Here is a 26022-nt window from a genome sequence, read left to right as displayed (position 1 = left end):
ATTCGGTTTATAGCTTGGGTTTTCTCTATTAACCAATCTAAATTATCTAAGTTTTATTTAATTTTCTTATATTATTTTACCATAGTTACTCTGGGAGAGCCGAAAATTTTAGTAAGTTGTTGAATTTCTATGCTGGAACTGGAATTGATCGTCAAGGTAGGAAAATTGAGGATGTATGGTCATGGAATTATGAAAAACTAGAAGATGTTCATGATTTTATCCAATGGATATTCCCTTTGCCTGAGCTAAGTATTTATAATCCTAATGCTCCTGTTCTGACAGTTGAAGATATATCATATTTTAAAAGTAGTGAGAAATTGAAAGATAGATTGTTAAAATCTCTTGACTTGATGCTGGATTTTTATGGCTTCGTAAGATTAGAGGATAAAGGAAATGTCAAAATAATTAAAAATCTGAATTACGACAATAGAATACAAAAGTGGGTGACACCTAATAATCACAATTTTCTTAGAATTACTAGAATTCTTAGATCGATTACATTATTGGGTTTGTCTGTGTATGCAGCGAAGTTCTTTGGCGCGCTTGAGGAGCTTTACTTAGAGAAGCAAAACACAATTGGATCAGTGAGCTTTCAATATTGGAAAGCTGCTATATATTTAGATACGTAGTTTGGTTGAACGGAGTGAAACCCAACTCAGCTTTGCACTAGGTACGAAAATTCGTTGCTTAGTTATTTCTTACTTCTACTCAATTCCCTAAAATTAACCAGATTGCTTCACAAGGAATGGAGAATCGACATCTAAAAACCAATTCTCATCAATAAATTCTAGATTTTCATCATAAACAAGAACCAATTCACCAAGTTTTTGAGCATTGCTACTTGCAGTTTTCGTATTATCAACAGCATCAGCTATGAGCAAAAACTTTAGTTGTAAAAAACGTTCTTTGTGAGTAACGCCTATTGAACTGCTAATTAATTCGGCTTCTAGGGTACGAGGTAACGTAATTTTCTCATAATATTCATCTTGTTCATCCCAATAGCCACACACTTGATAATCACACTGGTCAAGATGTTCTTGAACAAGAAGATTAGCATCTAAACTTTGTAATATTTCAGTTAAATCTTGCCAAACTTGATGATTTTTTAATTCGAGCCTTGTCATACTTATGTGGGTTTAATGTTCTGTTACCAAACCAGGAAAGTACAATATATCATCAATGAATTTTGCATGAAATCGGCGGTCGTCACCTTTACCTAAGACTTTAGATTTCAAATCGTAACCAGATTCTTGGGAAGCCACCAACCCAACATTACCGCGAGGAGGTACAAGCCCTTTCTCAATGGCTTTTAAATGTTTCCCCTTGCGATCATATTTTAATCCCAGCTTTATTTGTTCGCTGCCAAATGAAACTAGCAAACTACTGATTGAAAGATATACGCTATCAGGTTGAATATCTGCCCAATTATTGGGTAAAGCTTCCATTAAATTAATACTTTTATAGTAGAAGCATAATTTATTTAAGTAAAATACCTAACAACATTTTTTAAATTAACGTGCGCCTCCGTTGTAGACTCACGTTGGTTAAAGCAATAAATCACACAAGCTAGGAAAGAATTTCAATACTCTTGTGTTTGATCGCGTTCCTGCTTTTCTGCTTCCAGAATCGCTAATAAAAGAGCTTCTTCCTGAATTTCAAACTCTTCTTCCGGAATTTCTCCCATATCAAAAGCAAGTTGCAGTGCAAGAAGTTGCTTGCTGAGATTTTCTTTATCATCAATTTCAGTACTTGCTTGTTCTAAAATTTTTTCCCCAAGCCACGTTACCCCCATTAATGGGCCGGTAATCGGTAATAGTAAAAAGCGCAGAACCATATCACTTTACACTTACTTATGTGGATTTATGAAAGCTGTCCTTGCAAGACCGTAATCATGCTGATGACATAAATATTAAACATTACTAGTCTTATGTTGATGCCAAAATGCATGGGATTTGAGTCCAGTTAAGGCTTATTGACATCCGTATTTTATATATCCGATGTGCAAAAAATTACTTTTATAAAAATTCCTACTTAGGAGGTACTTAGAGCTTGACAACAGTATTAAATGCATCTCCCCAACGATTTGTCAATACCCCAGCTATTCAACGCGTCGCTCAACGTGCTTTGCGCTATCTACAGTCAGGTTTTTCAGTACATTTACGTGGTGCGGCTGGAGTTGGAAAAACTACTCTGGCAATGCATCTAGCTGATTTGCTCAACCAGCCTATCATCCTCTTATTTGGAGATGATGAGTTTAAAACCTCAGACTTGATTGGTAATCAATTAGGTTATACCCGTAAAAAGGTTGTTGATAACTTCATCCACAGCGTTGTGAAAGTTGAGGACGAACTCCGACAACACTGGGTTGATGCCCGATTAACCCTAGCTTGTAAAGAAGGATTTACGCTGGTTTACGACGAATTTAATCGATCGCACCCAGAGGTAAATAACGTTTTACTCTCCGTACTTGAGGAAAGGCTATTAGTCTTGCCAACAAACCAACATCGAGCCGAGTATATCCGGGTTCATCCTCAGTTTCGGGCAATCTTAACATCAAATCCTCAAGAGTATTGTGGAGTTCATGCAACTCAGGATGCTTTGATGGATCGTGTTATTACCATCGATATGCCTCCACCTGATGAACTAACTCAGCAGGAGATTGTAGTTCAGAAAACAGGCATAGATTCTGAGAAAGCAGACAAAATCGTGCGCTTGGTGCGGATGTTTTGGAGTCGCTCTGGCTCTGGGCAAGGTGGTGGATTACGTTCCTGTCTGATGATTGCTAGAATCTGCCACGAACACGAAATTTCCGTAAACTTTGAAGAGCCTAACTTCCAAGATATTTGTGCCGATATCCTGCTTTCTCGCACAAATCAACCTCGTATGGAAGCAACTCGGCTACTGGAAGAGGTTTTGAGTGAATTGTATCATAGTACAAATACTCAATCTCAGCTGGCAGAAGAGATAATACCAGACAGTCAAAATCAGATTGTATTGGAACAACGAGTACCTTACGAGCATGAAGTCTACAACTACCTGTGTAAGTCTCCGGGAAGGCGTTTCTCTGATTTGGCAGCAGAATTAGGGATTGATCGCAGTCAAATTGTAGCTGCACTCAAGTCTCTCAGAGAGCAAGGAGTATTATTGCAAATGCAAGGTAATAGCGAACTGTCGAACATATCACAGGCAGTTGCTTTTGATTCTGGCAGTTTAATAAACAAATGAGTACTCATACTAACCGGGGAGTTATCACAGCAACTCAGGGTTCTACCTTGGCGGATATTCTCGAACGGGTTCTAGATAAAGGCATTGTTATAGCAGGAGATATTTCTATTTCCGTAGGCTCCACAGAACTGCTCAACATCAGGATTCGTTTGTTGATTTCTTCTGTTGATAAAGCCAAAGAGATTGGAATTAACTGGTGGGAGAGCGACCCCTATCTTAATAGTCAAGCTCGTTCCTTATTAACAACTAATCAACAACTTCAAGAGCGTGTTGCCAGTCTAGAAACAGAACTGCGATCGCTCAAAGCACTCAATCCTATTAATCATCAGAATGCAGGCGATTAGTAAATCAAAAGGTTCCGATTCAGGTTTAGCACCGTTGTTATTGACGGTTGTTGAACTGATACGCCAACTCATGGAAGCTCAGGTAATCCGGCGAATGGATGCTGGCACCCTCAACGACTATGAGTTAGATCGGGCTGCCGAAAGCTTGCGACAGCTTGAACAACAGGTTGTTAAGCTTTGCGAGATATTTGATATTGACCCAGCCGAGCTAAATATTAACTTGGGTGAAATGGGAACTTTACTTCCCCAATCTGGAGGATATTACCCTGGTGAAACCTCTAGCCAACCCTCTATTCTAGAACTCCTCGATCGCCTATTAAATACGGGTGTGGTAGTTGAAGGTGACTTAGACTTAGGACTGGCTCAATTAAACTTAGTTCACGCCAAGTTAAGACTAGTACTCACCTCTAAACCCCTGTAATATCAATTTTGGATTTTAGATTTTGGATTTTGGATTAAAAGCCTTTGCTAGGAAGGTTTTCCAAGAATTTCAAACAATACTTGCTATCCTTTTTTATCTACATTCTTCTTGGTAATACATTTATATGAGTTATGGCTTTTACATTTATGGAATTTTGACCTTGCCTGCTCCGCAAGATTTAAATTTAGAGGGTTTAGATCGGCAACCGGTACAAATTAAAATTTTGGATGATTTTGCAGTCATCTACTCCGAAGCACAGCAAGAGCGTTATTTAGCAAGCCGTCGTAATCTGCTGAGTCATGAGAAAGTCCTTGAGGACATCATGCAAGCAGGCGATGTCTACGACGGGCTACGCCAACGCAATTTACTCCCCGTGCAATTTGGACTTTTGGTTGCAAGCTGGGAAACGTTTTCAGAGCAATTAATTCGTCCTCATCAAGAAGAATTGACGCAATTACTAGCAAAGTTATCGGGTCGCCGAGAAGTTAGTGTCAAAGTTTTTTGGAATACCGAGGCAGAAATTCAGGGACTATTGGCAGAAAATCCAGATCTCAAAACTGAAAGGGATAAGCTAGCGGGTCAACCTCTGAATATGGAGCAGGTAATCCAAATAGGACAATTTATCGAACAGGGAATGAGCGATCGCAAACAAGGCATCATAAATTTATTTCAAGGCACTCTCAACTCTATTGCGATCGATATGGTGGAAAATACTCCCCAAATGGAGACAATGATTTATAACGCAGCCTACCTAATTCCTTGGGAAGCAGAATCACAATTTAGCGAACAGGTTGAAGCACTTGATCGTCAATTTGAAGAACGTTTGCGAATTCGCTACAACAATTTCACTGCCCCTTTTAACTTTGCTCGCCTGCGATTAGTTAGTTCTAACTAAACAGCAATAAAAATGGAAAATCAAAAATTATTAGACTTCTTGCAAAAGTGCTAATTTCAAATTTTCTCTCGGCACCTTTGAGAGAGATAAAAATATTTATGTAAGAAGCCTATTGAAACTTTTAATTATTTTGAAAATTAAATTTTTCTTTGCCTTTTATTTAACTAAAATGAATGGACGACATATTTAAAGGATTTGAACAGCTATTAGAAATTGCCAAAGCTTTAGAAGAAAAAGTAGAGAAAGGCGAGTTAAAAACTTCTATTCAAATTCGCTCTCATAATCTCAGTAGTATTCCCCGGCAAGGCAATATTCCTAGAACAAATAATTCCAGCCGAGTCAGATCTAATTCCACCGTTGGCACTACACCAATGGATGATACTGATGTCACCCCCCCATCACCTCGGACAAACTCAAAAACTTCTTGGCAAGATGTCGGCGGCTTGGGTGATGTTCTCAAGGAAATCAGAGAGTTAGTTGAAATTCCCCTAAAACGTCCTGATTTATTGGCGAAATTAGGTTTAGAGCCTCCGCGTGGGGTTTTGCTAGTTGGTCCGCCCGGTACGGGAAAAACCTTAACAGCCCGTGTTTTGGCAGAAGAGTTAGAGTTAAACTACATTGCCATCAATGGCCCAGAGGTGATGAGCAAGTATTACGGGGAAGCAGAAGCTCGTTTACGAAGCATTTTTGAGAAAGCAACTCGTTCTGCTCCCTGCCTGATATTTATTGACGAAATTGACAGCCTTGCCCCAGATCGCAGCCAAGTAGAAGGTGAAGTTGAAAAAAGACTAGTGGCGCAGTTGCTGGGATTAATGGATGGATTTGCCAAAACCGAGGGTGTACTGGTATTAGCGGCAACAAATCGCCCCGATTATCTCGATCCGGCGCTGCGTCGTCCGGGACGCTTCGATCGCGAAGTTCATTTTCAAGTTCCCGATCGCAATGGACGATTGGAAATTCTCACCATTTTAACAAGTGCCATGCCTTTGGAGGCTGCGGTTGATTTAGGAGCGATCGCTGATTTGGCTGTCGGTTTTGTCGGTGCCGATATTAAAGCACTTTGTCAAAAAGCAGCCTACATTGCCCTTCGTCGTCAAGTCCCCTCGCTCAACAGTCCCATTCCTGAGAACATGACTATCATGCAGCAGGATTTTCTCGAAGCAATTAAAGAGATAAAACCCTCAGTTCTCAGGTCTGTAGCAGTTGAAGCACCGAGTGTCAGTTGGGATGACATTGGTGGTTTGGATGATGTGAAACAAAAACTTCAAGAATCTGTAGAGGGCGCACTTTTATATCCCGAACTATACGAACAAACTAAAGCCAAGCCTCCCCGTGGGATTCTGTTGTGGGGGCCGCCGGGAACGGGAAAAACCTTACTGGCAAAAGCGATCGCTTCTCAGGCAAGAGCCAACTTTATTGCTGTGAATGGCCCGGAATTACTCAGCCGATGGGTAGGTGCCGCAGAACAGGCAGTCAGAGAACTCTTTCGCAAAGCTCGACAAGCAGCACCTTGCGTTGTGTTTATAGATGAAATTGATACTCTAGCACCAGCACGGGGACGATTCAGTGGTGATTCTGGAGTTAGCGATCGCGTTGTCGGTCAACTGCTCACCGAATTAGATGGGTTGCATGAATGCCCGAAAGTATTGTTAGTAGGAGCAACCAATCGTCCAGAAACCCTCGATCCTGCCTTACTTAGAGCCGGAAGATTGGACTTACAAATCAAAATCGATCTACCAGATCGAACCAGTCGATTAGCTATTTTACAAGTTCACAATCTAGATCGTCCCTTGGTTGATGTCGATTTAGAAACCTGGGCGACAGTTACCGAGGGCTGGAATGGGGCAGATTTGGCTTTATTGAGCAATCAAGCTGCTTTAAGCGCAATTCGTCGCTACCGCGCTCAAGGATTAAGCGACTCTAGCCTAATTCAGATTACAAATGATGATTTCCAAGTTACATATCAGATGCTTGCTAATCAGCATGAATCTGAATAGTAGACCTCTTGCAAAAAGAACTTTTGCAAGAGGTGGGAAAAGGGAAAAGGTTAAAGGGAAAATAACAAACCTTTCCCCCTTTCCCTTTTTCCGACTTCTGCAAGAAGTCTAGTCTCTGCCTCCTCTCAACGATAAACATTCACGCCAACCTACTTATGTCAATATACGCCTATGCTCTTCTAGTACCGATCACATCACCGCTTGTTCTCCCTGTAGGGATGGAAAGGAATACCGAACTCGTTTACTCTTCTGGTTTAGCCGCGATCGTAGAGCCGGAAATCTCACTGGAAGCATTACAAGCAACGGATGAGCGTTTACTTCAATCTGTATTAACCCACGATCGCGTAATTCGAGAACTTTTTCAACAAACTCCCCTTCTTCCCTTACGCTTTGGGAACGGTTTTACCTCGCAAGAAACACTGCTTAATCATCTAGAAAAGCACCAACAGCAATATCTAGAAACTCTAACTCACCTAGCAGATAAAGTTGAGTACACTTTAAAAGCTACACCCTGTAATTTGTCTGATGCATCTGACACTTCTGACACTATTGATGCTAAAGGAAAAGCCTATCTATTAGCTAAAAAACAACGCTACCAAACACAGCAAGCATTTCAAGCACAACAATGCGAACAGTGGGAACTCTTGAACCAGTTAATTCTCAAAACCTATACAAACGTTACCTATGAGACTCGACAGCCAGATGTGCGACAAATCCACTTTTTAACACAGCGCAACAATTTAACGGTCAGTACGGAGCAATTTTCCCTTTGGCAAGTACAATGCTCGCACTGGCAATTGGCACTGAGTGAACCTTTGCCACCCTATCATTTTCTCAAAAATACTCTCGGATAAATTCATAAAAAATAATATTTTAACCTTTGCCAGAAAAAATCAAGACGAGATGATTTTTTCTGTTATTTTGTTGTCTAAAAAATATTGTTAACTTTTAAATATTTTTTTATTTTCCTTTATTTATCTTATGTTTTTGGGAACACTAAATCCAGGAAGAATAAAACACATTGTGTAATTTTTACCTACGGCTAACCAATAATTAGATTTATGAGAGGAAAAGAAAATGGCTGTTGAAAAAGTTAACTCATCTTCAAGTCTGGCTGAAGTTATTGACCGCATTTTAGACAAGGGAATTGTAGTTGATGCTTGGGTACGTGTTTCTTTAGTTGGTATTGAACTGCTAGCAATAGAAGCTCGGATTGTGATTGCTTCAGTTGAAACTTACTTAAGATATGCAGAGGCAGTTGGTTTAACATCTCAGGCGGCTGTTCCATCTGCTGCTTAACACCACATTAAAAAAGGGAGTCTTTATTCATGGCTCCCATTTAATGTTTATAGTTAACAAAATAGGAGATTTCAGCTGATGGCTCTCAAGAATTTATGGGAACAAGAGCGATCGCAGCGATTGCAAATAACTGCTGAACGCCGTCAACAAGTTAACCAATGGAAACAGCTAACTCAACAAGAATTGCAGCTGCAAGCAGATTTGCTTCATCAAGAATTGAGCAGTTTTGTTACTAACCTTCACAACAACAGAAAGTTACAACAGCAGCAATTTCAGCAAGAGATTGTAGAGCGGCAATTAGAAATATTGCAAATAAAAACAGATGTCTGCCAACGCCAGCAAGAATACCGTCAACAACGGGCAGCAAAAGCTCAGGCATTATTCCAAGATTTGCAAAGTTTTCGGGCAACTTTACATAAAAATGTTTGGGGCAATCGCAGTCATGAACAAGCAGTTTCCCCGACTCCTGCTACACAAGAGAAAATAGTTGCAACAGTTCCAAAATGGTCAATCTCCCGTTCTTCAATTAAAGCCACTGGTTTTCGTCCTGCCGTCAATACCATGACAAGGAAAGTGCCTGCCTTAAATGCAGATACTCTTAAATCTAAAGTGCAGCAATACATTCAGCAAGCTGAAGGAGCTACTCTAACAGAAATTGAAGAAGTAATAGGCTTAACCAGGGTGCAAACAATAGATATCCTACGCTCATTAATCAAGCAAGGGATACTAGAACAACGCGATCGCCAATACTTTATTCGGCAACAAGCAATTTCTTGACAAATTTGATCGAGCTGACTTTTTATATTTGTAGACTGGCACTTGGGCGATTGTTTATATCTTTTGCCTAAAGCAGATATAATACACAATCCATAAGCATTAAAGTTGGTCTATGCTTTTTAGTATTCAAAATTTCCATCTTTTTAAGGTCTGTATTGCAACTATATCTATACAAGCAATATTTTCAGTATATGTAATATTAAAAAAGTAATATATATAACTGATTGCTAATTAGAGAAAGAGCTTAAATTTTTGTTCGAGCTTCTGACTTTGAACTTTAAAAATGTTCTGATTGGAAATAACAAGTTGGGGTAGATAGATCGAGGTTTTGAACTGTGTTATTGGCGATCGCACGATGAGGTTAATAAGCTGGATTGTTTGGGGAATTCTAATGTAAATGCAAAACTCAAGATATATGAGGAGGTGCGATCCATTGTGAATCAATTGATCGAGCAACTTCAAACTAAATTATTTACAGGCAAGCTGAATCTTGGAGCCAGGGAGGGGCCGACTTGGACGCTATATTTTCGTTTAGGACGATTAATTTGGCAGGCAGGCGGTTCTAATACCGATGAGCGATGGCGACGATACTTGTCGCAATACTGTCCTCTTCTGGATGTGACAAAGTTGGAGGGGCTTGTCTCTCCCCAGGAAAGTTATCGAGAGTATTGCATTCTTGCTAAATTGCGAGAACAAAAATTAATCGAACAACAACAACTTGTTAGCCTGATTACAAGCTTAATAGCTGAAGTCCTGTTTGATATAATGCAGCACATTGAAGCTACAAGAATTGCTAACAATCCAGCAGGGCAGTTGTCACCTACTACCGTTGTTGGTGCAGTTCCTGGATTTCTCCTAGCTGTTATACCAACTGAGGAAGTTTTAAAACAGGCTACACAAGCTTGGCAAGAATGGCGAGATGCAGGACTGGCAAGTTACTCACCTAATCTATATCCTGTAATTCAACAACTTGAACTACTCCAAGGACAAGCATCCTCTAAACAGATTATTTCGCTAGTTGATGGCACAAAAACCTTACGAGGTCTAGGGCAGAAAACTAGTCGGGATGTCTTAGCTTTGACTCGGTTCTTGATGCCATTGGTAAAAGCAGGAGCGATCGCTTTTTCACCCACCCCAAGCCCCAGAAAAATTGGGATTAGTCAAGAAACGGGTAACCTGTCTAGTGCAGTTAATCATCCCAATTCTTCACAGAAATTAGAAGAGAACACTGTTATACAAACTGCACCCCCAGCGACTAACAAACAAATTGTCACCCCGTCCAGTGCAGTTAATCATCCCAATTCTTCACGGAAACCAGAAGAGAACACTGTTATACAAACTGCACCCCCAGCGACTAGCAAACAAATTGTCACCCCATCCAGTGCAGTTAATCATCCCAATTCTTTGCGGAAACCAGAAGAGAACACTGTTATACAAACTGCCCCCCCAGCAGCAATTATTGATGTCTCTAGGCCTTTAGTCGCCTGTGTAGATGATAGCCCGACAATCTGCCGCAGTTTAGAGGAAATTCTCAGCCAACAAGGTTATCGCTTTGTTGGTATTCAAGACTCTTTAACGGCAGTTTTAAAGCTAATTAAAAGCAAGCCAGACTTCATTTTTTTGGATCTTTTGATGCCAAAAGTGAATGGCTATGAAATTTGTTCTCAAATCCGTAAAACACCAAGTCTCAAAGATGTGCCGGTTGTCATCTTAACGGGGAAAGATGGAATAGTAGATCGGATGCGAGCAAAATTAGTAGGGGCAACTGACTTTTTAGGTAAACCCGTAGAGTCAGAAAAAGTACTCAATGTGCTGCACAAGTATTTAAGCGTTTAGGTTGAAGCATTAGTTATGACAGTGGCTTCCCAACACCCATTTTTAAAACAGCTATTCATGCACAGTTTTGACACAACTAAGTATGAAAATTCTTAAATCTTCCTTCTGCCTCCTGCCTTCTTGCTAATTCATTTGTCGCAATTATTTTTCAAATTCTGAATTAAATAGTTAGGAATCAAAATGAAAAAAGTTCTATTAGTTGAAGATAGCCTCACAGAATCCGAAAAGATGACACGTTACCTGGAACAAGGAGGATATTCAGTTTATGAAGTTCGTAGTGGTGAAGAGGCTCAACTGCGGTTGAAACAACAAAAACCTGACTTGATCCTACTAGATTTGATTTTGCCAGGTCAAAGTGGATTTGAGTTCTGCCGCAAGTTGAAAGCCGATCCGATAACAAAAGCAATCCCGGTAGTGATTTGCTCAACGAAAAACACAGATGTTGATAAAACTTGGGGCAATATGAGTGGTGCCGATGCCTATTTAGTCAAACCTGTAGATGAAAATACCTTGCTCCAGACTGTTAGTAAATTTATTCGCTAAAGGAAACTGGGGCAATGTTACAGGTCAATGATAGCTTTAGAGCGCTACCCATTCTTGAAAACTCTCCCCAAGGAAACAACCAGAGGTTTTTAAGATTTCCGTTAAATGGAAGGGTAAATGGGTTACTCCCACTAGCTGATTTGCGGGGAGTAATTCAAGTTACACTCACAGAGGTTTTACCAGTACCGCAGGTAGCAGAATTCTTGTTAGGCATCATGAATTGGCGAGGAGAAGCTCTCTGGATTATTGATTTAGCAGCTTTACTGGGAGCAACACACTGGTGTCGGCGAGAAAATGTACGCAACTCTGGCATGGCGATGCTTGTTCAAGTCCAGAATCAAACTGTCGGGCTGTTGGTAGAGCAAGTCAATACCATTGAAGTTTACGATTCCCAAGAGCGGTTAGCGATTTCGGCATCAATGTTACCCACCCGTCTTAAATCGTTCTTGCAGGGCTACTTTATGGATGCTCAAGGTAGCCCTTTGATGTTAGTTGACACCCATGCTGTGATTCAAGCCCTTCAATCTATTTAAAACTCTGCATTAGACCTCTTGCAAAAGTTACTTTTGCAAGAGGGGGGAAAGGGAAAAGGTTAAAGGGAAAAGGGTTTTTATTAGCCCTTTCCCCTTTACCCCTTACCCCTTACCCTTTTCCCCACTTCTGCAAGAAGTCTATTCTACTTATTAACTCCGACAACCTTAATAGCAAGAAAGATTATGGTAACGCAACCCAATCTTACACCCAACCAACCACACTCAAATTTCAGCAACGGTCATAAAGATACCGATAATGGGCATACCGTTGTACCTACACAACAACAAGTTACTTCCACTCTAGAAGAATTGCGAACTGAACTGGATCAAGCTGATTGGGTGGAAACAGGGCCATTGCGAGACAGAATTCGCAAGTTAAAAGAACTGGTAAGTGTGTTGCCATATCAAGATGCCGGAGATGGATTAGAAGTAGAGCAACTACAGGCGATCGCTAGCAAAATTCGTCAATATTCCGATCTAGATACCTTGCTTGCTACTGCTGTCATGGAGGTACAAAGCACCCTGCAAGCCGATCGCGTGATCGTATATGAGTTTACGAATCCGACGCTAGGGATAGTTGTTGCGGAGGCGATGAGGGACGGCTTTACGCCAATGCTGAAGGAAAAACTACCCGTAGTCACTTTTGGTTTAGGTTCTAACAAGCTTTATCAACAAGAAAAATTAGCAGCGATCGCAGATACCTACAGTGCAAGTTTGTCTCCTTACCAAAAGCAACTCTTAGATCGGTTTCAGATCAGAGCTTGTTTGAGCTTGCCAATCTTAACAAAAGATGGGGTTTGGGGTTTGTTGGTAGTGCAGCAATGTACTGCCCCTCGCCAGTGGCAGAATGCTGAAATTAAGTCGCTAAAATTGCTCGCGCAGGAATTAGAAGCGCAACTGCAAGTTGCCATGATTCAAGCTACGTTGCAACAAGAAGTAGAAAAAGACCAAATCCTGACTGGTGTAGCAAATAAAATTCTCCAGTCCAAAGATGCGGATACCATCTTTCGCGTCGCCACCCAAGAAGTGCGGCAGTCGTTAAAATGCGATCGCGTAGCAATCTATCGTTTCAATCCTGACTGGAGTGGAGAATTTGTTGCGGAATCTGTTGGTTCGGAGTGGGTTTCTCTATTAGAAGAACAGCGAAACAACCCAGCAATTGTCAAGAACGTTAACTATTGCAGTGTTAGGAACTTTGCAGACGAAGGGGGATTAGCTGGGATAACAGGGCGATCGCAAAGTGCAGATAGCTACATTCAGCACACCCAAGGCAAAGCTTTCCATCGCGGCCAGATTTATCGAGTCACTAATGATATTTACAGTGCTGGTTTTTCTGACTGCTATATCAAAGTTTTAGAAACCTATCAAGCCAAAGCATACATTATTGTTGCCATCTTCCAGGGAGAAAAGTTGTGGGGCTTGCTAGCTGCCTATCAAAATTCTCAGGCTCGTCAGTGGAAAGATAGCGAAGTTCGACTGATGGTGCAGGTTGCAACTCTATCTAGTATTGCTATTCAACAGTTGCAATATCAGCAACAACTTTATCAACGTTCTGAGGAGTCAGCCAAACTCATTGAACGAGAACGTACCGTTTTCGGCATCATTGAAAAGATTGGACAAGCAACCGAGCTTCGCACCCTTTTCCGCACTACCACCCAAGAATTGCGGCGATTTTTAAAATGCGATCGCGCAATCGTTTATCAATTTTATCCAGACTGGAGTGGAGAAGTTATCGCTGAATCTGTGGCTGCTGGTTGGTCGTCCCTGTTGGATATTCAGGAACAAGAAACCATTCTAAAAACAGGTATGGTAACTTCAGAGCGTTGCAGTGTGAAGGATTATGGCTCCCCTGCGAAACTCGATCCCGATACATATCTCAAGGAAACGCAGGGTGGAATCTACGCCAAAGAAAGACGCTTCCGCAAAGTCAACGATATTTATGCTGCTGGTTTTTCACCTTGCTATGTAGAAGCATTAGAGAAATTCCAAGCCAAAGCGTACATCATTGTTCCCATTTTCCGCGCTGGTAAGCTTTGGGGTTTGTTAGCAGCTTATCAAAATTCTGATGTGCGGAAATGGACTGATGAAGAGACTGGTGCTTTGTTGCAAATCGGCGAATCGTTGAGCATTGCCCTCCAGCAAGCTGAATATATCGAACAGCTACGGTTAAAAAATCTAGAAATGACCCAAGTAGCTGAAGTGGAAAACGCCATTGCGCGTATGGCGGAGAGAATGCGTAATTCCCAACAGGCAGAAACGATTTACCGCACTACCTTGGCAGAATTGCGGCAATTGTTCAAATGCGATCGCTTGGCAATATATCGCTTCAATCCAGATTGGGGTGGTGAATTTATTGCCGAATCTGTAGGAAGTGACTGGGTACCTCTAGTTGGCCCCGATATTAAGACTGTATGGGCAGACGAACACCTACAGCAAACCCAAGGCGGACGCTATCGCAACAATGAAACTTTTGTCGTCAATGACATCTATACTGTCGGTCATGCCCAGTGCCACATCGACATACTTGAGCAGTTCCAGGTTAAAGCCTACACCATCACCCCGATTTTTGCTGGCAACAAACTTTGGGGTTTATTAGGAGCTTACCAAAATAACGGCCCGCGCCAGTGGAATTCCGAGGAAGTGCGATTGCTGACCAAATTGGGCATTCAGTTGGGGTTAACCGTGCAGCAAGCCGAGTATATCGAACAACTGAAAACGAAGAATGCTGAGTTGGCGCGGACAGCAGAAGAGGAACAAGTGCTGACAGCGATGGTAGAAAAAATCCGCCAAGCCCAGGATACAGACACAATTTTCGAGAATGTGCTGCCAAGTTTACGCAAACAACTACAATGCGATCGCCTTGCAGTATTTCGCTTTCATCCCGACTGGAGTGTGGAGTTTGTTGCCGAATCCGTAAAAGATAAATGGTTATCTTTAGCTGGTTCCGATAGGAAAACGATTTGGATGGACGAACACTTGCAAGAAACTCAAGGCGGACGCTATCGCAATCATGAAACCTGTGTTGTCGATGATATTTACGCTGTCGGTCACGTTCAGTGCCACCTAGAGATATTAGAAAAAATCCAGGCCAAGGCTTACATGATTGCTCCTATCTTTACTGGCAGCAAACTCTGGGGCTTTTTAGGAGCATACCAAAATACTGGCCCTCGGCAGTGGAAATCCAAGGATGTGCAACTGTTGCGAAAACTAGCTCTGCAAATGGGTATAGGCTTGCAACAGGTTAAATATATCGAACAGCTCAAGAAGAAAAATGCAGAGTTAGCGCGAACCGCAGAAGGGGAACGAGCATTAACAAGGCTGTCAGAAAAAATCCGCCAAGTTCAAGAGCTAGATACGATTTTCCGCAATGCCCTACCAGAATTGCGATCGCACTTGGAATGCGATCGGCTTGCAGTGTATCGCTTCAATCCAGATTGGGGTGGGGAGTTTATTGCCGAATCCGTAAGTCGTGAATGGGTGGCTTTGGTTGGCCCCGATATCAGGACTGTATGGGAAGACGAACACCTACAACAAACCCAAGGTGGCCGCTATCGCAACAACGAGACCTTTGTAATCAATGACGTTTACACTGCTGGTCATGCCCAGTGCCACTTAAAAATTCTAGAGCAATTCCAGATTAGAGCCTATATCATCACCCCAATTATTGCCGGAAACAAGCTCTGGGGTTTATTAGGAGCATATCAGAATGACGGGCCGCGGCAATGGCAAGATAATGAAATCAGCTTGGTAACGAAAATCGGCACACAGTTTGGGGTTGCCGTCCAACAATCGCAATACTTACAGCAAACCTTAAACAAGAATGAGGAACTGATAAAACTGGCAGAACGGGAAGTAGCAAACGCCAGATTTTCCTATCGCCTGCCAAGTCGGTTAACAGAGATGGCTCAAAGTGATGGTGATGTTCTGGAATTTGTCCAGTTTGCCACCCAAGAACTTCGTCAACTGCTGAAAGTAGATCGAGTTGGAGTTTACCGTTTTGAGCCTGACTGGTCTGGAGAATTTGTCGTTGAGTCTGTGAGTGGGGATTGGCCGAAGCTTGTAGGAACTAGCATGGCTAGAGTTAGAGATACCTATCTCCAGTACAACAAAGGCGGGCGTTATGCTCGCAAAGAAAGTTTACAGGTTGACAATATATATACTGTCGGTCATGACGAATGTCACATTCAATTGTTAGAAACCTGGGGAACTAAAGCCTACATGATTGCTCCGATTTTTCAAGAAGATCGGTTATGGGGGCTGATGGGAGTTTATCAAAATAGCGCACCCCGCCAGTGGGAGCAATCCGAGGAGGATGTTCTCAACCAAGCCAGCGTCCAGATTGGTCTTGCCCTGAATCTTGCAGACTACCTCAAACAGGTGCGTACTCAAGAGCAGCAACTAGCAGAAGCAGCAGAGCGCGAACGCACCGCACGGGAAAAACTGCAACAAGGAGCAATACGCGTTCTCATGGCTTTGGAACCATCCTTTAGAGGCGATCTCACCGTTCGCGCTCCCCTATCTGAAGATGAAATTGGCACGATCGCTGATGGTTACAATACTACGATCCAAAGCTTGCGAGATTTAGTCCGACAAGTACAGATTGCTGCCAGCAGGGTGAGTGAAAATTCCAGTAATAACACTAACTCAGTAGTGAAACTATCTGACCAAGCTCAACAGCAGGCAGAACGGCTCGAACACGCTCTAGAACAATTACAAATTATGGTAACTTCCACCCAGGTAGTCGCTAGTGATGCCCAAAGAGTAGGACAGGCGGTTAAAGAAGCTAATAAAACCGTCCAAGCTGGCGATTCTCTGATGGAAAGAACCGTAGAAGGCATTTTGGAGATTCGGGAAACTGTATCCGAAACAGCGAAGAAGATTAAACGCCTCGGTGAAGCTTCTCAGAAAATCTCGAAAGTAGTGAGTTTGATTGAAAACTTTGCTACTCAAACTAATTTGCTGGCACTCAATGCGGCGATTGAGGCTACCCGTGCTGGAGAATACGGCAAAGGCTTTGCGGTGGTTGCAGATGAAGTTCGTTCCCTGGCTTATCAGTCAGCTAGTGCTACCACAGAAATTGAGCGACTCGTGCAAGAAATTCAAACTGGCACCAACGAAGTTACCGAAGCAATGGAAATCGGGATTACCCAAGTTGTCCAAGGCTCGAACTTAATCGATGAGACTCGTCATTCCCTGAGTGCGATCGTGGCAGCTACCAACGAAATTGGTGGACTGGTACAAGGAATTACCCAAGCAGTTTCCACTCAAAGTCAGCAATCTCAAATGTTGACAGAAGCGATGATGGATGTTTCAGCGATCGCTCGCAAGACTTCGCAAAGTGCCATGAACATTTCCGAGTCTTTTGAGGAACTACGGATGACTTCACAACAACTGGAAACCAGCGTTAGCCAGTTCAAAGTTGACTAATAGTTCGCCAAGGAAACTTGGCGGGGTAAAGGGCAAGGGGGAAAGGGAAAAGATGTTTACTCCTTTAACCCTTAACCTTTCCCCTTTTCCCAGCCCTCACCTAACAATTTTGGGTTGGCAGACTACTAATCTCGCAAAACTCTTATGAACCTCGATCTCAGTAATCAAGAGCAGTTAGAGCAGGCTTTTCTGGCTGAAGCGGCAGAGTTGTTGCAAACCATTGAGCAAAGTCTGATCGGTTTACTTGATGAAAAAACCACAGAAAAAGTTCACGCCTTGATGCGAAGCGCCCACACTCTCAAAGGGAGCGCTGCCAGTGTTGGACAGGAAACGATTAAGACAATTGCCCATCACTTGGAAGATGTATTCCAGGCGTTATACCCTCAAGAATTGGAAATCGATCCAGAATTGGGTGCTTTGCTTCTAGATGCGTATGAGTGTCTGCGAACTCCCTTGAGTGCAACCTTGATGGGCTTATCCTACAATGAGGCAGAAATACTTGATAAAACTGCCTCAATCTTCGCCCAACTCCAACATAAACTAGGCGACTTTTTTGGTCGTGAGGCTCCGCTTCCTAGTTCAGAAGAACTTGGCTTTGATGTGGTAGAGTCAATCTTTTCGGGGAGTGTAACCCAGGATTTGCACCAGTTGGAAGCTGACATCCAAAGCCAAGATCCGCAACAAATTCAAACCACACTCAACTCTCAAGCAGAATTTTTTGCCGAACTAGCAGCATCTTATAGCTTATCTGGATTGGAAGAAATTGCCCAGGCGACCCTAAACGCACTCAAAGCACATCCAGACAAAGTATTAGAAATCGCTCAGGTGGCTTTAGAAAATTTTAAAGCGGCTCAAACAGCAGTACTTGCAGGCGATCGCATTCAAGGCGGAGAGATATTTCCACAATTGCGAGAATGGGCAAGGCTCACTACTCCTGTCCTAGAACCGCAAGGGCCGCCAGTTGCGATCGCTGCCCAACCAACACCAACGACTACAACTGAGAATCAGCCATTTCCTCTCCTCAGTGCCAGCGAAGTGGAATCAATTTGGTCGTTTTTCCCGAAGCGAACTGATAACTCCGTAGCGAAAGCACCAGAGGTACTCGAACCAATTTCTCAGGATGCGGTAGTAGCCCCCTCTGCCATAGATCGGATTTTACAGTCAATCTGGCTCGGAGATCCACAGACATCATGCCGCTACTCAGACTCAGATCGGCCGGACTCTCCACCACCAGCACCAAGCCTCCAGACTCAGTCATCAGCATCACTTCCCAGTATCCGAGTAGCGATCGAACAGCTAGATCGCCTCAGCCACACGATTGGGGAATTGCTAATCAACGAAAACCAACAAAACCTCCAATCTAATCACATCCACAAAGCAGCTCAAGAGACTCTACTACAGTTTTTGCACTGTCAACAACAACTTAGTAAAGTTTCTACTTGGTCGGATCGACAACTGCTTCCTGAACGCGCAAAGCAGCGATACCCACGCTGCTCAATTGTCCGTGCTTCCCCAACTGCCCAGGCACAATCTAATTTTGATGCCTTAGAAATGGATACCTATAGCGAGTTGCACATTCTCCTGCAAAATCTCACAGAAGATATGGTGCAATTAGGAGAACGGATTGAGGCTTTTAATGGCTTAGTTCAGCAATCTCGCTTTAGTCTCGGCAAGCGCAAGCAACTGCTCTCAGGCGCGCAGGAAGATTTGCTGCAAGCCAGAATGGTTCCCCTGGGAACAGTGTTAAATCGCTTACCCCGCCTCTTGCAACAGATGGTAGCAACTTATCATAAGCCTGTTGAACTCAAGCTTGGCGGTACGAAGGTACTGGTGGATAAAGCCATTTCTGAGCAGCTGTACGATCCCTTGCTGCACATGATTCGCAATGCCTTCGATCACGGCATTGAACCAGTAGAAACCCGCCGCCAGCAAGGTAAACCAGAAACCGGAACAATTACAATTCAAGCCTACCATCAAGGCAACCGCACTACTATTGAGGTACGGGATGATGGTCGAGGCTTAAACTGGGAATCTATTCGTCAGCGAGGTATAGAAAAACACTTACTGACTCCCGAACAAGCAGTCTACGCCTCCGAAGACCAACTGGCAGAGTTATTGTTTGAACCAGGCTTTTCTACCGCTAACCAGGTTGGTGAGTTATCTGGCCGCGGTATTGGCTTAGATGTGGTTCGCACGCAATTGCAAGCTTTACATGGTTCGATTGTGGTGCGATCGCTTTCAGGGCAAGGAACCACCTTCATTCTGCAATTGCCTCTGAGCTTGACAACGGCACGCTTGCTTGTTTGTCAATCTCAAGGTATTACTTATGCCTTGCTATCGGAAGGAATTAGCCAAGTTTTATTACCCCAGCCAGACCAGATTCAAGTGCAGCAATCTTTACACGGGCAAGGTATGCAAAAATTTTGGCAGTGGGGAGAAGGGCAAAATCAGCAACTAGTTCCCATCCGCTCACTTGCCAATTTGCTGGATTACAAATATCCTTTATTCACCCAAGACCACAATTTAACCCTCAGTCCTTTTCCAGTCAAACAACGAAACACCGTCGAACCTCTGCTACTGTTGCAAACAGAGCAGCAATACCTGTGTTTGCAAGTCGATCAGATTTTAGTCGAGCAGGAATTAGTAATTAAGTTCCTCGGCAGAGTCGTGACTTTACCTAGTTACATTCAAGGCTACAGCGTGTTGGGAAATGGTAGTCTCACCCTAACCGTTGACCCGTTGGAGTTAGTTCGGCAAACCTGGGAGACAGATATGATACCGACTTCCCCGGCATCAAGTCTTACAACTAAACTATTGCCTGCGCCTGAGCCTGTTCTTACTCTAGAGGGGCAGCAATCCGAGCTAATGATAACGCAACCGCAGCAACAGTCAATGGAAGTTAATACAGCCGTTGCTCAACCTAACCGACTGACAGTGTTAGTGGTGGAAGATTCAGTTGTACAAAGGCAGAGTTTGGTGCAAACACTCCAGAAAGCCGATTATCAAGTATTGCAAGCAGGCGATGGTCGAGAGGCGATCGCGCAAATGCTGCAACACGGTGATGTCAATCTAGTGATTTGCGACATTGAAATGCCACGGATGAATGGATTTGAGTTTTTAGAACTCCATCGCCAAGACGAGCGTTTGTCTGGAATTCCTGTGGTGATGCTGACTACTCGTAGCGGACAGAAGCACCGCCAATTAGCTTTAGCTCTAGGGGCGAAAGCTTACCTGACCAAACCCTATTCCGAGCAGAATTTCCTAGCCACAATCGCTGAATTAGTTAATAGCCCTTAGCTGAGTATCAATAAGATAGGGGGAAAGGGAAAAGGGTAAGGGGGAAAAGGAAGGAATGGAAAGGAAAAAAATTGAAACTTTTGAGGATTTAAAAGTATGGCAAAAAGGTATTGACTTAGTTAAGCAAATATACTTAAGGACTAAGGAAGGTGAACTGAGTAAAGACTTTGGTTTAAGAGATCAGTTAAGACGTGCATCCGTATCAATACCTACAAATATTGCAGAAGGATTTGAACGATATTCTCGCAAAGAATACTTAAACTTTTTAAATATTGCTAAAGGGTCTGCCGGTGAAGTTCGCAGTCTTTTAAGAGTAGCGTTAGAAGTGGGCTATCTAGACCAACCAACTTATACACAACTTTCTAATCAAGCTATGGAGTTGAGCCGTATGCTATCTAATCAAATTAAATCTATAAATCAGTCAATGCCCTTCGGGCAGGGAAAAGGTTAAAGGGGAAAGGGGAAAGGGAACCCATAACTAAAGTTAGGGGCTTGAAGTAAGGATGCCTCAATTCTCTCGCAATAGTCTGGAATTGAATCTTTTTCCCCTCCATAAATAAAGCTTAGGGGCTTGCACCCTTTACCCCTTCCCCTTTCCCCTTTACCCTTTACCCTTTCCCCTTCTTCATGAATATTTATGCTCAACACTCCCTTTCCGTTTAAGCGATTATCTGGCGCTGTGAGCGAGAGCGACTCATTACGAGTCGTTGTTTTTGCGATCGCCGACTATTTATTTGCCCTGCCAGTTGGTGCAGTTCTCAAGGTGATTGCTTGTCCCCCTATTAGCAGTACGGTTGAAAGTGGAATCGGGATGGTCGATTTGGGAGCGCAAACTATTACGATTGTGGACTTGCGCCAGAAGTTAATTCCGCAAGTACAAACCCAACAGACGCAACAAGTTCTCTCTGCGGTTGAAACTTCAGGGCGGTTTTTACTTCTGACTCAAACGCGGACTGGAGAACTTTGTGGCATTCCTGTGGACAAGCCCCCTGCTTTAATCGATATTCCTTTGTCAACTGTGCGTCCCGTGCCTTGGTCTTATCGGCAAGTGGCGGACTTAAGCTGTGTGAGCCACATGGCTGTTTTGTCTATAGCACCAAACGAGGAACCACTCAAAGTACTTCTTTTTGGTATGAACCAGATATTGGCTGATAAGTTGGGGTTGCCCGGAACAACCCAGTCATTGGCTCCTGGACTGACATCATGCGAACAACGGCAAAGATTTTTGCGTTTTTCCTTGGGCGATCAAGGAAGTGGATTGCTACCATTCCACTCAGTAATGAACATGATTCATATCGCTAGCCAAGAAATTTCCCCAGCCCCGGCCTTACCAAGTTGGATTTTAGGTTTCTATAATTGGCAAGGACAGATGCTGCGGCTGGTTGACTTAGAACATTTGCTTGGTTATGCACCGCTTTTTAAGCGGCAGTCACGACCAGAAAAGCCAATAGTTCTGGTTGTTGAGCTTCAAAATCAGATAGTCGGGTTTTTGGTCGCTCATGTCTACGATGTAGAGTGGCAGGATTTACAGCAAGCGCAATCAGCACCAACCGACTTTTACCCCAACAAACTACTAAATTTTGTTCGAGGTATTCTACCGGGCGATCGCTGGATTTTAGACACCAAAGCCATCGCCCAGACATTGCAATGGCAAACCCACTGATTTAACTTGAATGCTGCCAAGGAGTTTTCCGTGACGATCGCAACTTTAGACCAAACCCAGCCTGTTGACAATCAAATCCCGATAGAAGAAATTTTGGCTAATGTGGCTGTACTCAAAGCAGTCTTTCAATCTGCTAAGGGGCCAAAGGTCGCTCAATTGCAGCAGAAGGTAAGTCAAATCGAAGCTTTTATCCAAGCTTTGGCTCAGGATTCGTCCAGTGATAATGATGACAATGTTCAAAGGGCTTTTCAGCTCCAGCGAGAACAACTTGCAGCGATCAAGCAGCAAATGCAGCAGGCAAAAGGTCAAACTGCACTTTTGGAAGTTACAGCCACCGCCCTACGAGATGTTCTCAACGCAGATCGCGTCCTGATTTATCGTTTTGAAGAAGATAATCGCTCTCGTGCGATCGCAGAAGCTATACAAGCGGGTTGGACATCCCTGCTCAACCAATCCCTACCGATAAATTTGTTTGTTACTACCGATGTTAGTAACGGACAACACTTACTCAATAACCTAACTGAAGTATTAGAATTAACTCCGCGCCAACAGCAATTTTGGCAACGCTTTCAAGTGCAAGGGAGTCTGTGCTTGCCCTTGATTGTTAAACAACAGCCTTGGGGTTTGTTAGTTATTCAGAATTGCCTTGCACCCCGACAATGGCAAGAAGCAGAGCGCAGTTTGCTGCAACAAGTCGGAATGATGTTGACAATTAACTTGCACTCGGTTGAAATAGTAGCTCCACCTGCTCAACAGCTTGAATCTTTCGATCGCTCACAGTTACTAGTGCCATTGCAACAGGTGAGCGAGTCCGTACAAGAAGGAGCAAAAATCGCCGAGCTAGAGCGCGAGTATTTAATGTCTATTCAAGATACTGTTGCTTTTACAAATAAACAGCTGCAATACCTTGGTGAATTTTGTCAGCAAGCTTCTAGCTTTGTTGGTCTTGTGGAAGGCTTGAGTAGCAAAATTCAGATTTTGTCCCTAAATACAGCCATCGAAGCAACAAAAGCTAGCGAGCAGGAACTAAGTTTGTTAGCTGCTGCCGAACAGGTGGAAACTCTCGCCCGTCAAGCCCGCGAAAGCACGTTAAATATAGAGGAATGGTTCCAAGAACTTCAAGTAGCAACAGCAGACGTTGTTTCTGCTATCGAACCGTGCGATCGCCAAATCAATGCTGGGCTGGAGTCAATCGCGCAAATCCAGGAGCAATTTAGAGCGATCGCCCACATCGTCGCTGCTTGTACCCTCAAATCAATAGACCTCTTGCAAAAGTAACTTTTGCAAGAGGGGGAAAGGGAAAAGGTTAAAGGGAAAAGGGTTTTTATTAGCCTTTCCCCTTTACCCCTTACCCTTTTCCCCACTTCTGCAAGAAGTCTATAAAATTGTCACAAACCAGGAGTTTCGATGAGTACCGATTTTGTCCCCCAACCGCAGAACGACGATCGCTTTCTAGAAGAAGCGATTGATCTGTTACTGTTCTTGGAGCAGGAGTTGCCTAACTATACAAAAGACAGTAACCCTGTTACAGCTTTGGCTCTCATGGAAGCTGCTGGCTCTCTGCATTCGATTGCTATAGCAGCCGAGCTAGATACCATTGCTATAGTTGCAGCTGCACTAAAAGAGATTTTTCAGCTTTTGTATCAGTATCGGGCAACCATTGACGACACAATCGCCTCCCTGTTGTCGGAAGGATTGGATTGCCTACAAATGCTGCTAATGGCATTTTTAACAGCCTCGAAAATTGAGGAAATAGAAATTCTGGAGAGGATGTCTGCCATTGTGGCTCGTCTACAAGCAGAGTTTGGCGATTCCCAGGAAACAAACCTTAAGACATCGGGACATCAACCAGTTATTCAATTTAACGATTCCTTGTCCGAGGTAGAATCTTCTGCATCTCTATCAGAGCAAGTTCTGGTTAAAGACCAGGAAAGTTTTGTCAGAGAACCTATAGATGAAACTAGCCCCCAGTCTGGCAGCCTTTTTCACGTAGATACCGAGCAGCTTCCCGTCAAGGTAAGGGAACTAGCAAATCTGGAGGATTATGGGGAAGAAGATTTTCAAGCTTGGTTGGGGGATTTTTACCTGCCTGCTGAAACATCTGAAGCATCTTTAGTTAAATCTTCGAGCGATCGCCATACACTCTCTTTGCAAGAATCCATTCCCACCATTGTTGCAACTAGTATTCCAGCCGCCACACCCATCAATATTCACCATCTCGAACAACTAAACGCGCTGATTGCAACATTATTAATTAACTATAATCAGCAAGTTTGTCAGGAAGAACAACAGCAACATACTATCGGGCAGTTGCTCCGACAAGTTAAACGATTACAACGCTTGTTGGACAATCTACAGGAATGGTCAGGACGTTTAGCAGCAATTTCAGATACTCTTTCTCCTCTAGCTGCTTCTCGTTCTCAGCAATTGTACAGTACTCTGCAATCTGTTTTGGCTGAAGCGTCTCAGGTGGCATCAACTGTTCATTCCTTGAATAACAATCATCACCAACTCAAACAAGAACTCATACAGCAGGAAAAGTTACTTAACAGTTCTGCCAATGTAGTCAAAAAAGTTACAACTATTTCTTTAAAAGTAGCCTTAGAATCGTTGCATCGGCTTTGGTCACAGTTACAAGCTCTACAAGATAAGTCTGCTAGACTACATTTACAAATTAACGATATCCAAGTTGATCGCGCGTTTAGCGATCGCCTCCGTGTCCTCCTATTGCATATAAGTTGCTATTTACTAGAGCAAAGTATAGAGTCTTGTCAAACACGCCAAGAGTTAGGTAAAAATAGCAACGGTATTATTGAATTTCAAGTTTACCAGCAGGGAAATCAACTAATTATTGACGGCTGTGATGATGGCGCAGGACTTAACTTATCTCAAATTTATCAACAGGCTTTAGCCCAAGGATTCGCTCTGACAAAACCAGGAGATATTCTACAAGCAACGCAACTGACTGAACTAATACTTGAACCAGAGGTTTCATCTGTTTTGTGCGATCTTGCTGGCTTAGAGTTAGGAGCAGAATTAACTGAAGTTTGCAAGCAATTAACAGCTATTCAGGGAAGAATAGTATTGAAGTCTAAAGCTGGACATGGTACAGCCTTCTCGCTGCAAATTCCACTTGAACAAGAAATTACTCAACTAATCGTCTGTCAAGCTAACTCCAGAATCTATGCATTTGTTGCCGATTCCGTAGAGCAGATTTGTTTATCCCAGTCCGAACAAATTCTCCAAACTCAAGCGGGACGTATGTTATTTTTGCAGTCTTCTGGCACCAGTGACTTGCTTCGTGGCGATCGCGATCGTCCAACAACAGAAATGCTCGTTCCTATCCATTTACTGACTGATGTGCTGATTTGTTCTAATCACCTTCCCACGCCAGTGACCACTGACAGTACAGATACACTAAATGCTTTCAAGCAGAATAAACCGTTATTAGTATTTCGTTACTTAGACAAACGATGTGCTTTAGAAGTAGATTGCATCATCGGCAAGCAATCCTCTGCGATCCATCCTCGAGGGGAAACAATTCCAGTTGCTCCTTATATCCTAGGAACTAGCATTATTGCGAATAGACAACTTAGCCTAGTTTTGGATGGTCGCCTTTTCACAAAATCTTTAACTTAAACTGTATTGCTATTTAACCTCAATTAACGTGAGTTCGATGAACCTCTCCCCAACCCCTCTGTCTTGAAAAGTTTTGCGCCGGGAAACCCGGACGCGCAAACTTTTCGCTCCGACGCGGAGAGGGGC

The 26022-nt window shown here is 43.1% G+C and carries 21 protein-coding genes; 18 read left to right on the top strand and 3 right to left on the bottom strand.

From position 1 onward, the window contains the following. Positions 1-119 precede the first annotated feature (119 nt). A complete protein-coding gene (locus H6G76_RS31460) occupies positions 120-629 on the top strand; it encodes an opioid growth factor receptor-related protein (RefSeq protein WP_190709672.1) in 510 nt (169 codons plus the stop codon). A gap of 93 nt (positions 630-722) precedes the next feature. On the opposite strand, the gene H6G76_RS31455 is transcribed toward H6G76_RS31460, so the two are convergent. The 3 genes from H6G76_RS31455 to H6G76_RS31445 form a co-directional block, all read right to left on the bottom strand. Further along, entirely contained in the window at positions 723-1124 is a 402-nt protein-coding gene (locus tag H6G76_RS31455) for a hypothetical protein (protein ID WP_190709670.1), read from the bottom strand. Positions 1125-1136: 12 nt separating this feature from the next. After that, entirely contained in the window at positions 1137-1445 is a 309-nt protein-coding gene (locus tag H6G76_RS31450) for a hypothetical protein (protein ID WP_190709668.1), read from the bottom strand. A 134-nt stretch (positions 1446-1579) separates the two neighbouring features. Beyond that, a complete protein-coding gene (locus H6G76_RS31445; RefSeq protein ID WP_190709666.1) occupies positions 1580-1834 on the bottom strand; it encodes a gas vesicle protein GvpG in 255 nt (84 codons plus the stop codon). 215 nt (positions 1835-2049) lie between these two features. On the opposite strand from H6G76_RS31445, the gene gvpN reads away from it, so the two are divergent. The 17 genes from gvpN to H6G76_RS31360 all read left to right on the top strand — a co-directional run bounded on the left by gvpN (position 2050) and on the right by H6G76_RS31360 (position 25896). Further along, the gene (gene gvpN, locus H6G76_RS31440) at positions 2050-3225 is read left to right on the top strand and encodes a gas vesicle protein GvpN (RefSeq protein WP_190709664.1); all 1176 of its coding nucleotides are present in this window, start codon (positions 2050-2052) and stop codon (positions 3223-3225) included. Beyond that, positions 3222-3569: a gas vesicle protein gene (locus tag H6G76_RS31435; RefSeq protein ID WP_190709662.1), complete on the top strand. Its 348-nt coding sequence runs from the start codon at positions 3222-3224 to the stop codon at positions 3567-3569. The genes gvpN and H6G76_RS31435 overlap by 4 nt, the downstream gene beginning before the upstream one ends. Further along, positions 3556-3990: a gas vesicle protein K gene (locus H6G76_RS31430; protein WP_190709660.1), complete on the top strand. Its 435-nt coding sequence runs from the start codon at positions 3556-3558 to the stop codon at positions 3988-3990. Before H6G76_RS31435 ends, H6G76_RS31430 begins: the two co-directional genes overlap by 14 nt. Positions 3991-4114: 124 nt before the next feature. Further along, positions 4115-4885, top strand: a complete 771-nt coding sequence (locus H6G76_RS31425; RefSeq protein ID WP_190709658.1) for a GvpL/GvpF family gas vesicle protein — start codon at positions 4115-4117, stop codon at positions 4883-4885. Between the two features lie 173 nt (positions 4886-5058). After that, positions 5059-6882: an AAA family ATPase gene (locus tag H6G76_RS31420; protein WP_190709656.1), complete on the top strand. Its 1824-nt coding sequence runs from the start codon at positions 5059-5061 to the stop codon at positions 6880-6882. Between the two features lie 155 nt (positions 6883-7037). Further along, positions 7038-7736: a GvpL/GvpF family gas vesicle protein gene (locus H6G76_RS31415; RefSeq protein WP_190709654.1), complete on the top strand. Its 699-nt coding sequence runs from the start codon at positions 7038-7040 to the stop codon at positions 7734-7736. A gap of 223 nt (positions 7737-7959) precedes the next feature. After that, positions 7960-8181: a gas vesicle structural protein GvpA gene (gene gvpA, locus H6G76_RS31410; protein WP_073640805.1), complete on the top strand. Its 222-nt coding sequence runs from the start codon at positions 7960-7962 to the stop codon at positions 8179-8181. Positions 8182-8259: 78 nt separating this feature from the next. Next, the gene (locus H6G76_RS31405; protein WP_190709652.1) at positions 8260-8958 is read left to right on the top strand and encodes a gas vesicle protein GvpC; all 699 of its coding nucleotides are present in this window, start codon (positions 8260-8262) and stop codon (positions 8956-8958) included. Between the two features lie 435 nt (positions 8959-9393). After that, entirely contained in the window at positions 9394-10794 is a 1401-nt protein-coding gene (locus H6G76_RS31400; RefSeq protein ID WP_190709650.1) for a response regulator, read from the top strand. Positions 10795-10974: 180 nt separating this feature from the next. Then, positions 10975-11337, top strand: coding sequence for a response regulator transcription factor (locus H6G76_RS31395; protein WP_190709649.1), 363 nt, complete (start codon positions 10975-10977; stop codon positions 11335-11337). Between the two features lie 14 nt (positions 11338-11351). Beyond that, positions 11352-11870, top strand: a complete 519-nt coding sequence (locus H6G76_RS31390) for a chemotaxis protein CheW (protein WP_190709647.1) — start codon at positions 11352-11354, stop codon at positions 11868-11870. 183 nt (positions 11871-12053) lie between these two features. Continuing rightward, the gene (locus H6G76_RS31385) at positions 12054-17297 is read left to right on the top strand and encodes a GAF domain-containing protein (protein WP_190709645.1); all 5244 of its coding nucleotides are present in this window, start codon (positions 12054-12056) and stop codon (positions 17295-17297) included. Positions 17298-17441: 144 nt separating this feature from the next. Next, complete coding sequence (locus tag H6G76_RS31380) at positions 17442-20594, top strand: response regulator (RefSeq protein ID WP_190709643.1); 3153 nt, start codon at positions 17442-17444, stop codon at positions 20592-20594. A 55-nt stretch (positions 20595-20649) separates the two neighbouring features. Continuing rightward, on the top strand, positions 20650-21045 hold the full coding sequence (locus tag H6G76_RS31375) for a four helix bundle protein (protein ID WP_190709641.1): 396 nt from the start codon (positions 20650-20652) through the stop codon (positions 21043-21045). Positions 21046-21231: 186 nt separating this feature from the next. Beyond that, entirely contained in the window at positions 21232-22257 is a 1026-nt protein-coding gene (locus tag H6G76_RS31370) for a chemotaxis protein CheW (RefSeq protein ID WP_190709639.1), read from the top strand. A gap of 30 nt (positions 22258-22287) precedes the next feature. Continuing rightward, the gene (locus H6G76_RS31365; protein WP_190709637.1) at positions 22288-23535 is read left to right on the top strand and encodes a GAF domain-containing protein; all 1248 of its coding nucleotides are present in this window, start codon (positions 22288-22290) and stop codon (positions 23533-23535) included. A gap of 129 nt (positions 23536-23664) precedes the next feature. Next, on the top strand, positions 23665-25896 hold the full coding sequence (locus H6G76_RS31360) for a hypothetical protein (protein WP_190709634.1): 2232 nt from the start codon (positions 23665-23667) through the stop codon (positions 25894-25896). Positions 25897-26022: the final 126 nt, after the last annotated feature.

The organism is Nostoc sp. FACHB-152 (assembly GCF_014697475.1).
Taxonomy (GTDB): Bacteria; Cyanobacteriota; Cyanobacteriia; order Cyanobacteriales; family Nostocaceae; genus Nostoc_B.
This window is presented reverse-complemented; position numbering and strand designations above follow the sequence as displayed.

Excerpts from the sequence above, each read along its gene's own strand:
- H6G76_RS31445 (WP_190709666.1), bottom strand. The coding sequence starts at position 1,834 with ATGGTTCTGCGCTTTTTACTATTACCGATTACCGGCCCATTAATGGGG.
- H6G76_RS31405 (WP_190709652.1), top strand. The coding sequence starts at position 8,260 with ATGGCTCTCAAGAATTTATGGGAACAAGAGCGATCGCAGCGATTGCAA.
- H6G76_RS31390 (WP_190709647.1), top strand. The coding sequence starts at position 11,352 with ATGTTACAGGTCAATGATAGCTTTAGAGCGCTACCCATTCTTGAAAAC.
- H6G76_RS31420 (WP_190709656.1), top strand. The coding sequence starts at position 5,059 with ATGGACGACATATTTAAAGGATTTGAACAGCTATTAGAAATTGCCAAA.
- H6G76_RS31415 (WP_190709654.1), top strand. The coding sequence starts at position 7,038 with ATGTCAATATACGCCTATGCTCTTCTAGTACCGATCACATCACCGCTT.
- H6G76_RS31435 (WP_190709662.1), top strand. The coding sequence starts at position 3,222 with ATGAGTACTCATACTAACCGGGGAGTTATCACAGCAACTCAGGGTTCT.
- H6G76_RS31450 (WP_190709668.1), bottom strand. The coding sequence starts at position 1,445 with ATGGAAGCTTTACCCAATAATTGGGCAGATATTCAACCTGATAGCGTA.
- H6G76_RS31375 (WP_190709641.1), top strand. The coding sequence starts at position 20,650 with ATGGAAAGGAAAAAAATTGAAACTTTTGAGGATTTAAAAGTATGGCAA.
- H6G76_RS31380 (WP_190709643.1), top strand. The coding sequence starts at position 17,442 with ATGAACCTCGATCTCAGTAATCAAGAGCAGTTAGAGCAGGCTTTTCTG.
- H6G76_RS31395 (WP_190709649.1), top strand. The coding sequence starts at position 10,975 with ATGAAAAAAGTTCTATTAGTTGAAGATAGCCTCACAGAATCCGAAAAG.
- H6G76_RS31370 (WP_190709639.1), top strand. The coding sequence starts at position 21,232 with ATGCTCAACACTCCCTTTCCGTTTAAGCGATTATCTGGCGCTGTGAGC.
- H6G76_RS31385 (WP_190709645.1), top strand. The coding sequence starts at position 12,054 with ATGGTAACGCAACCCAATCTTACACCCAACCAACCACACTCAAATTTC.
- H6G76_RS31430 (WP_190709660.1), top strand. The coding sequence starts at position 3,556 with ATGCAGGCGATTAGTAAATCAAAAGGTTCCGATTCAGGTTTAGCACCG.
- H6G76_RS31360 (WP_190709634.1), top strand. The coding sequence starts at position 23,665 with ATGAGTACCGATTTTGTCCCCCAACCGCAGAACGACGATCGCTTTCTA.
- gvpA (WP_073640805.1), top strand. The coding sequence starts at position 7,960 with ATGGCTGTTGAAAAAGTTAACTCATCTTCAAGTCTGGCTGAAGTTATT.
- H6G76_RS31425 (WP_190709658.1), top strand. The coding sequence starts at position 4,115 with ATGAGTTATGGCTTTTACATTTATGGAATTTTGACCTTGCCTGCTCCG.
- H6G76_RS31455 (WP_190709670.1), bottom strand. The coding sequence starts at position 1,124 with ATGACAAGGCTCGAATTAAAAAATCATCAAGTTTGGCAAGATTTAACT.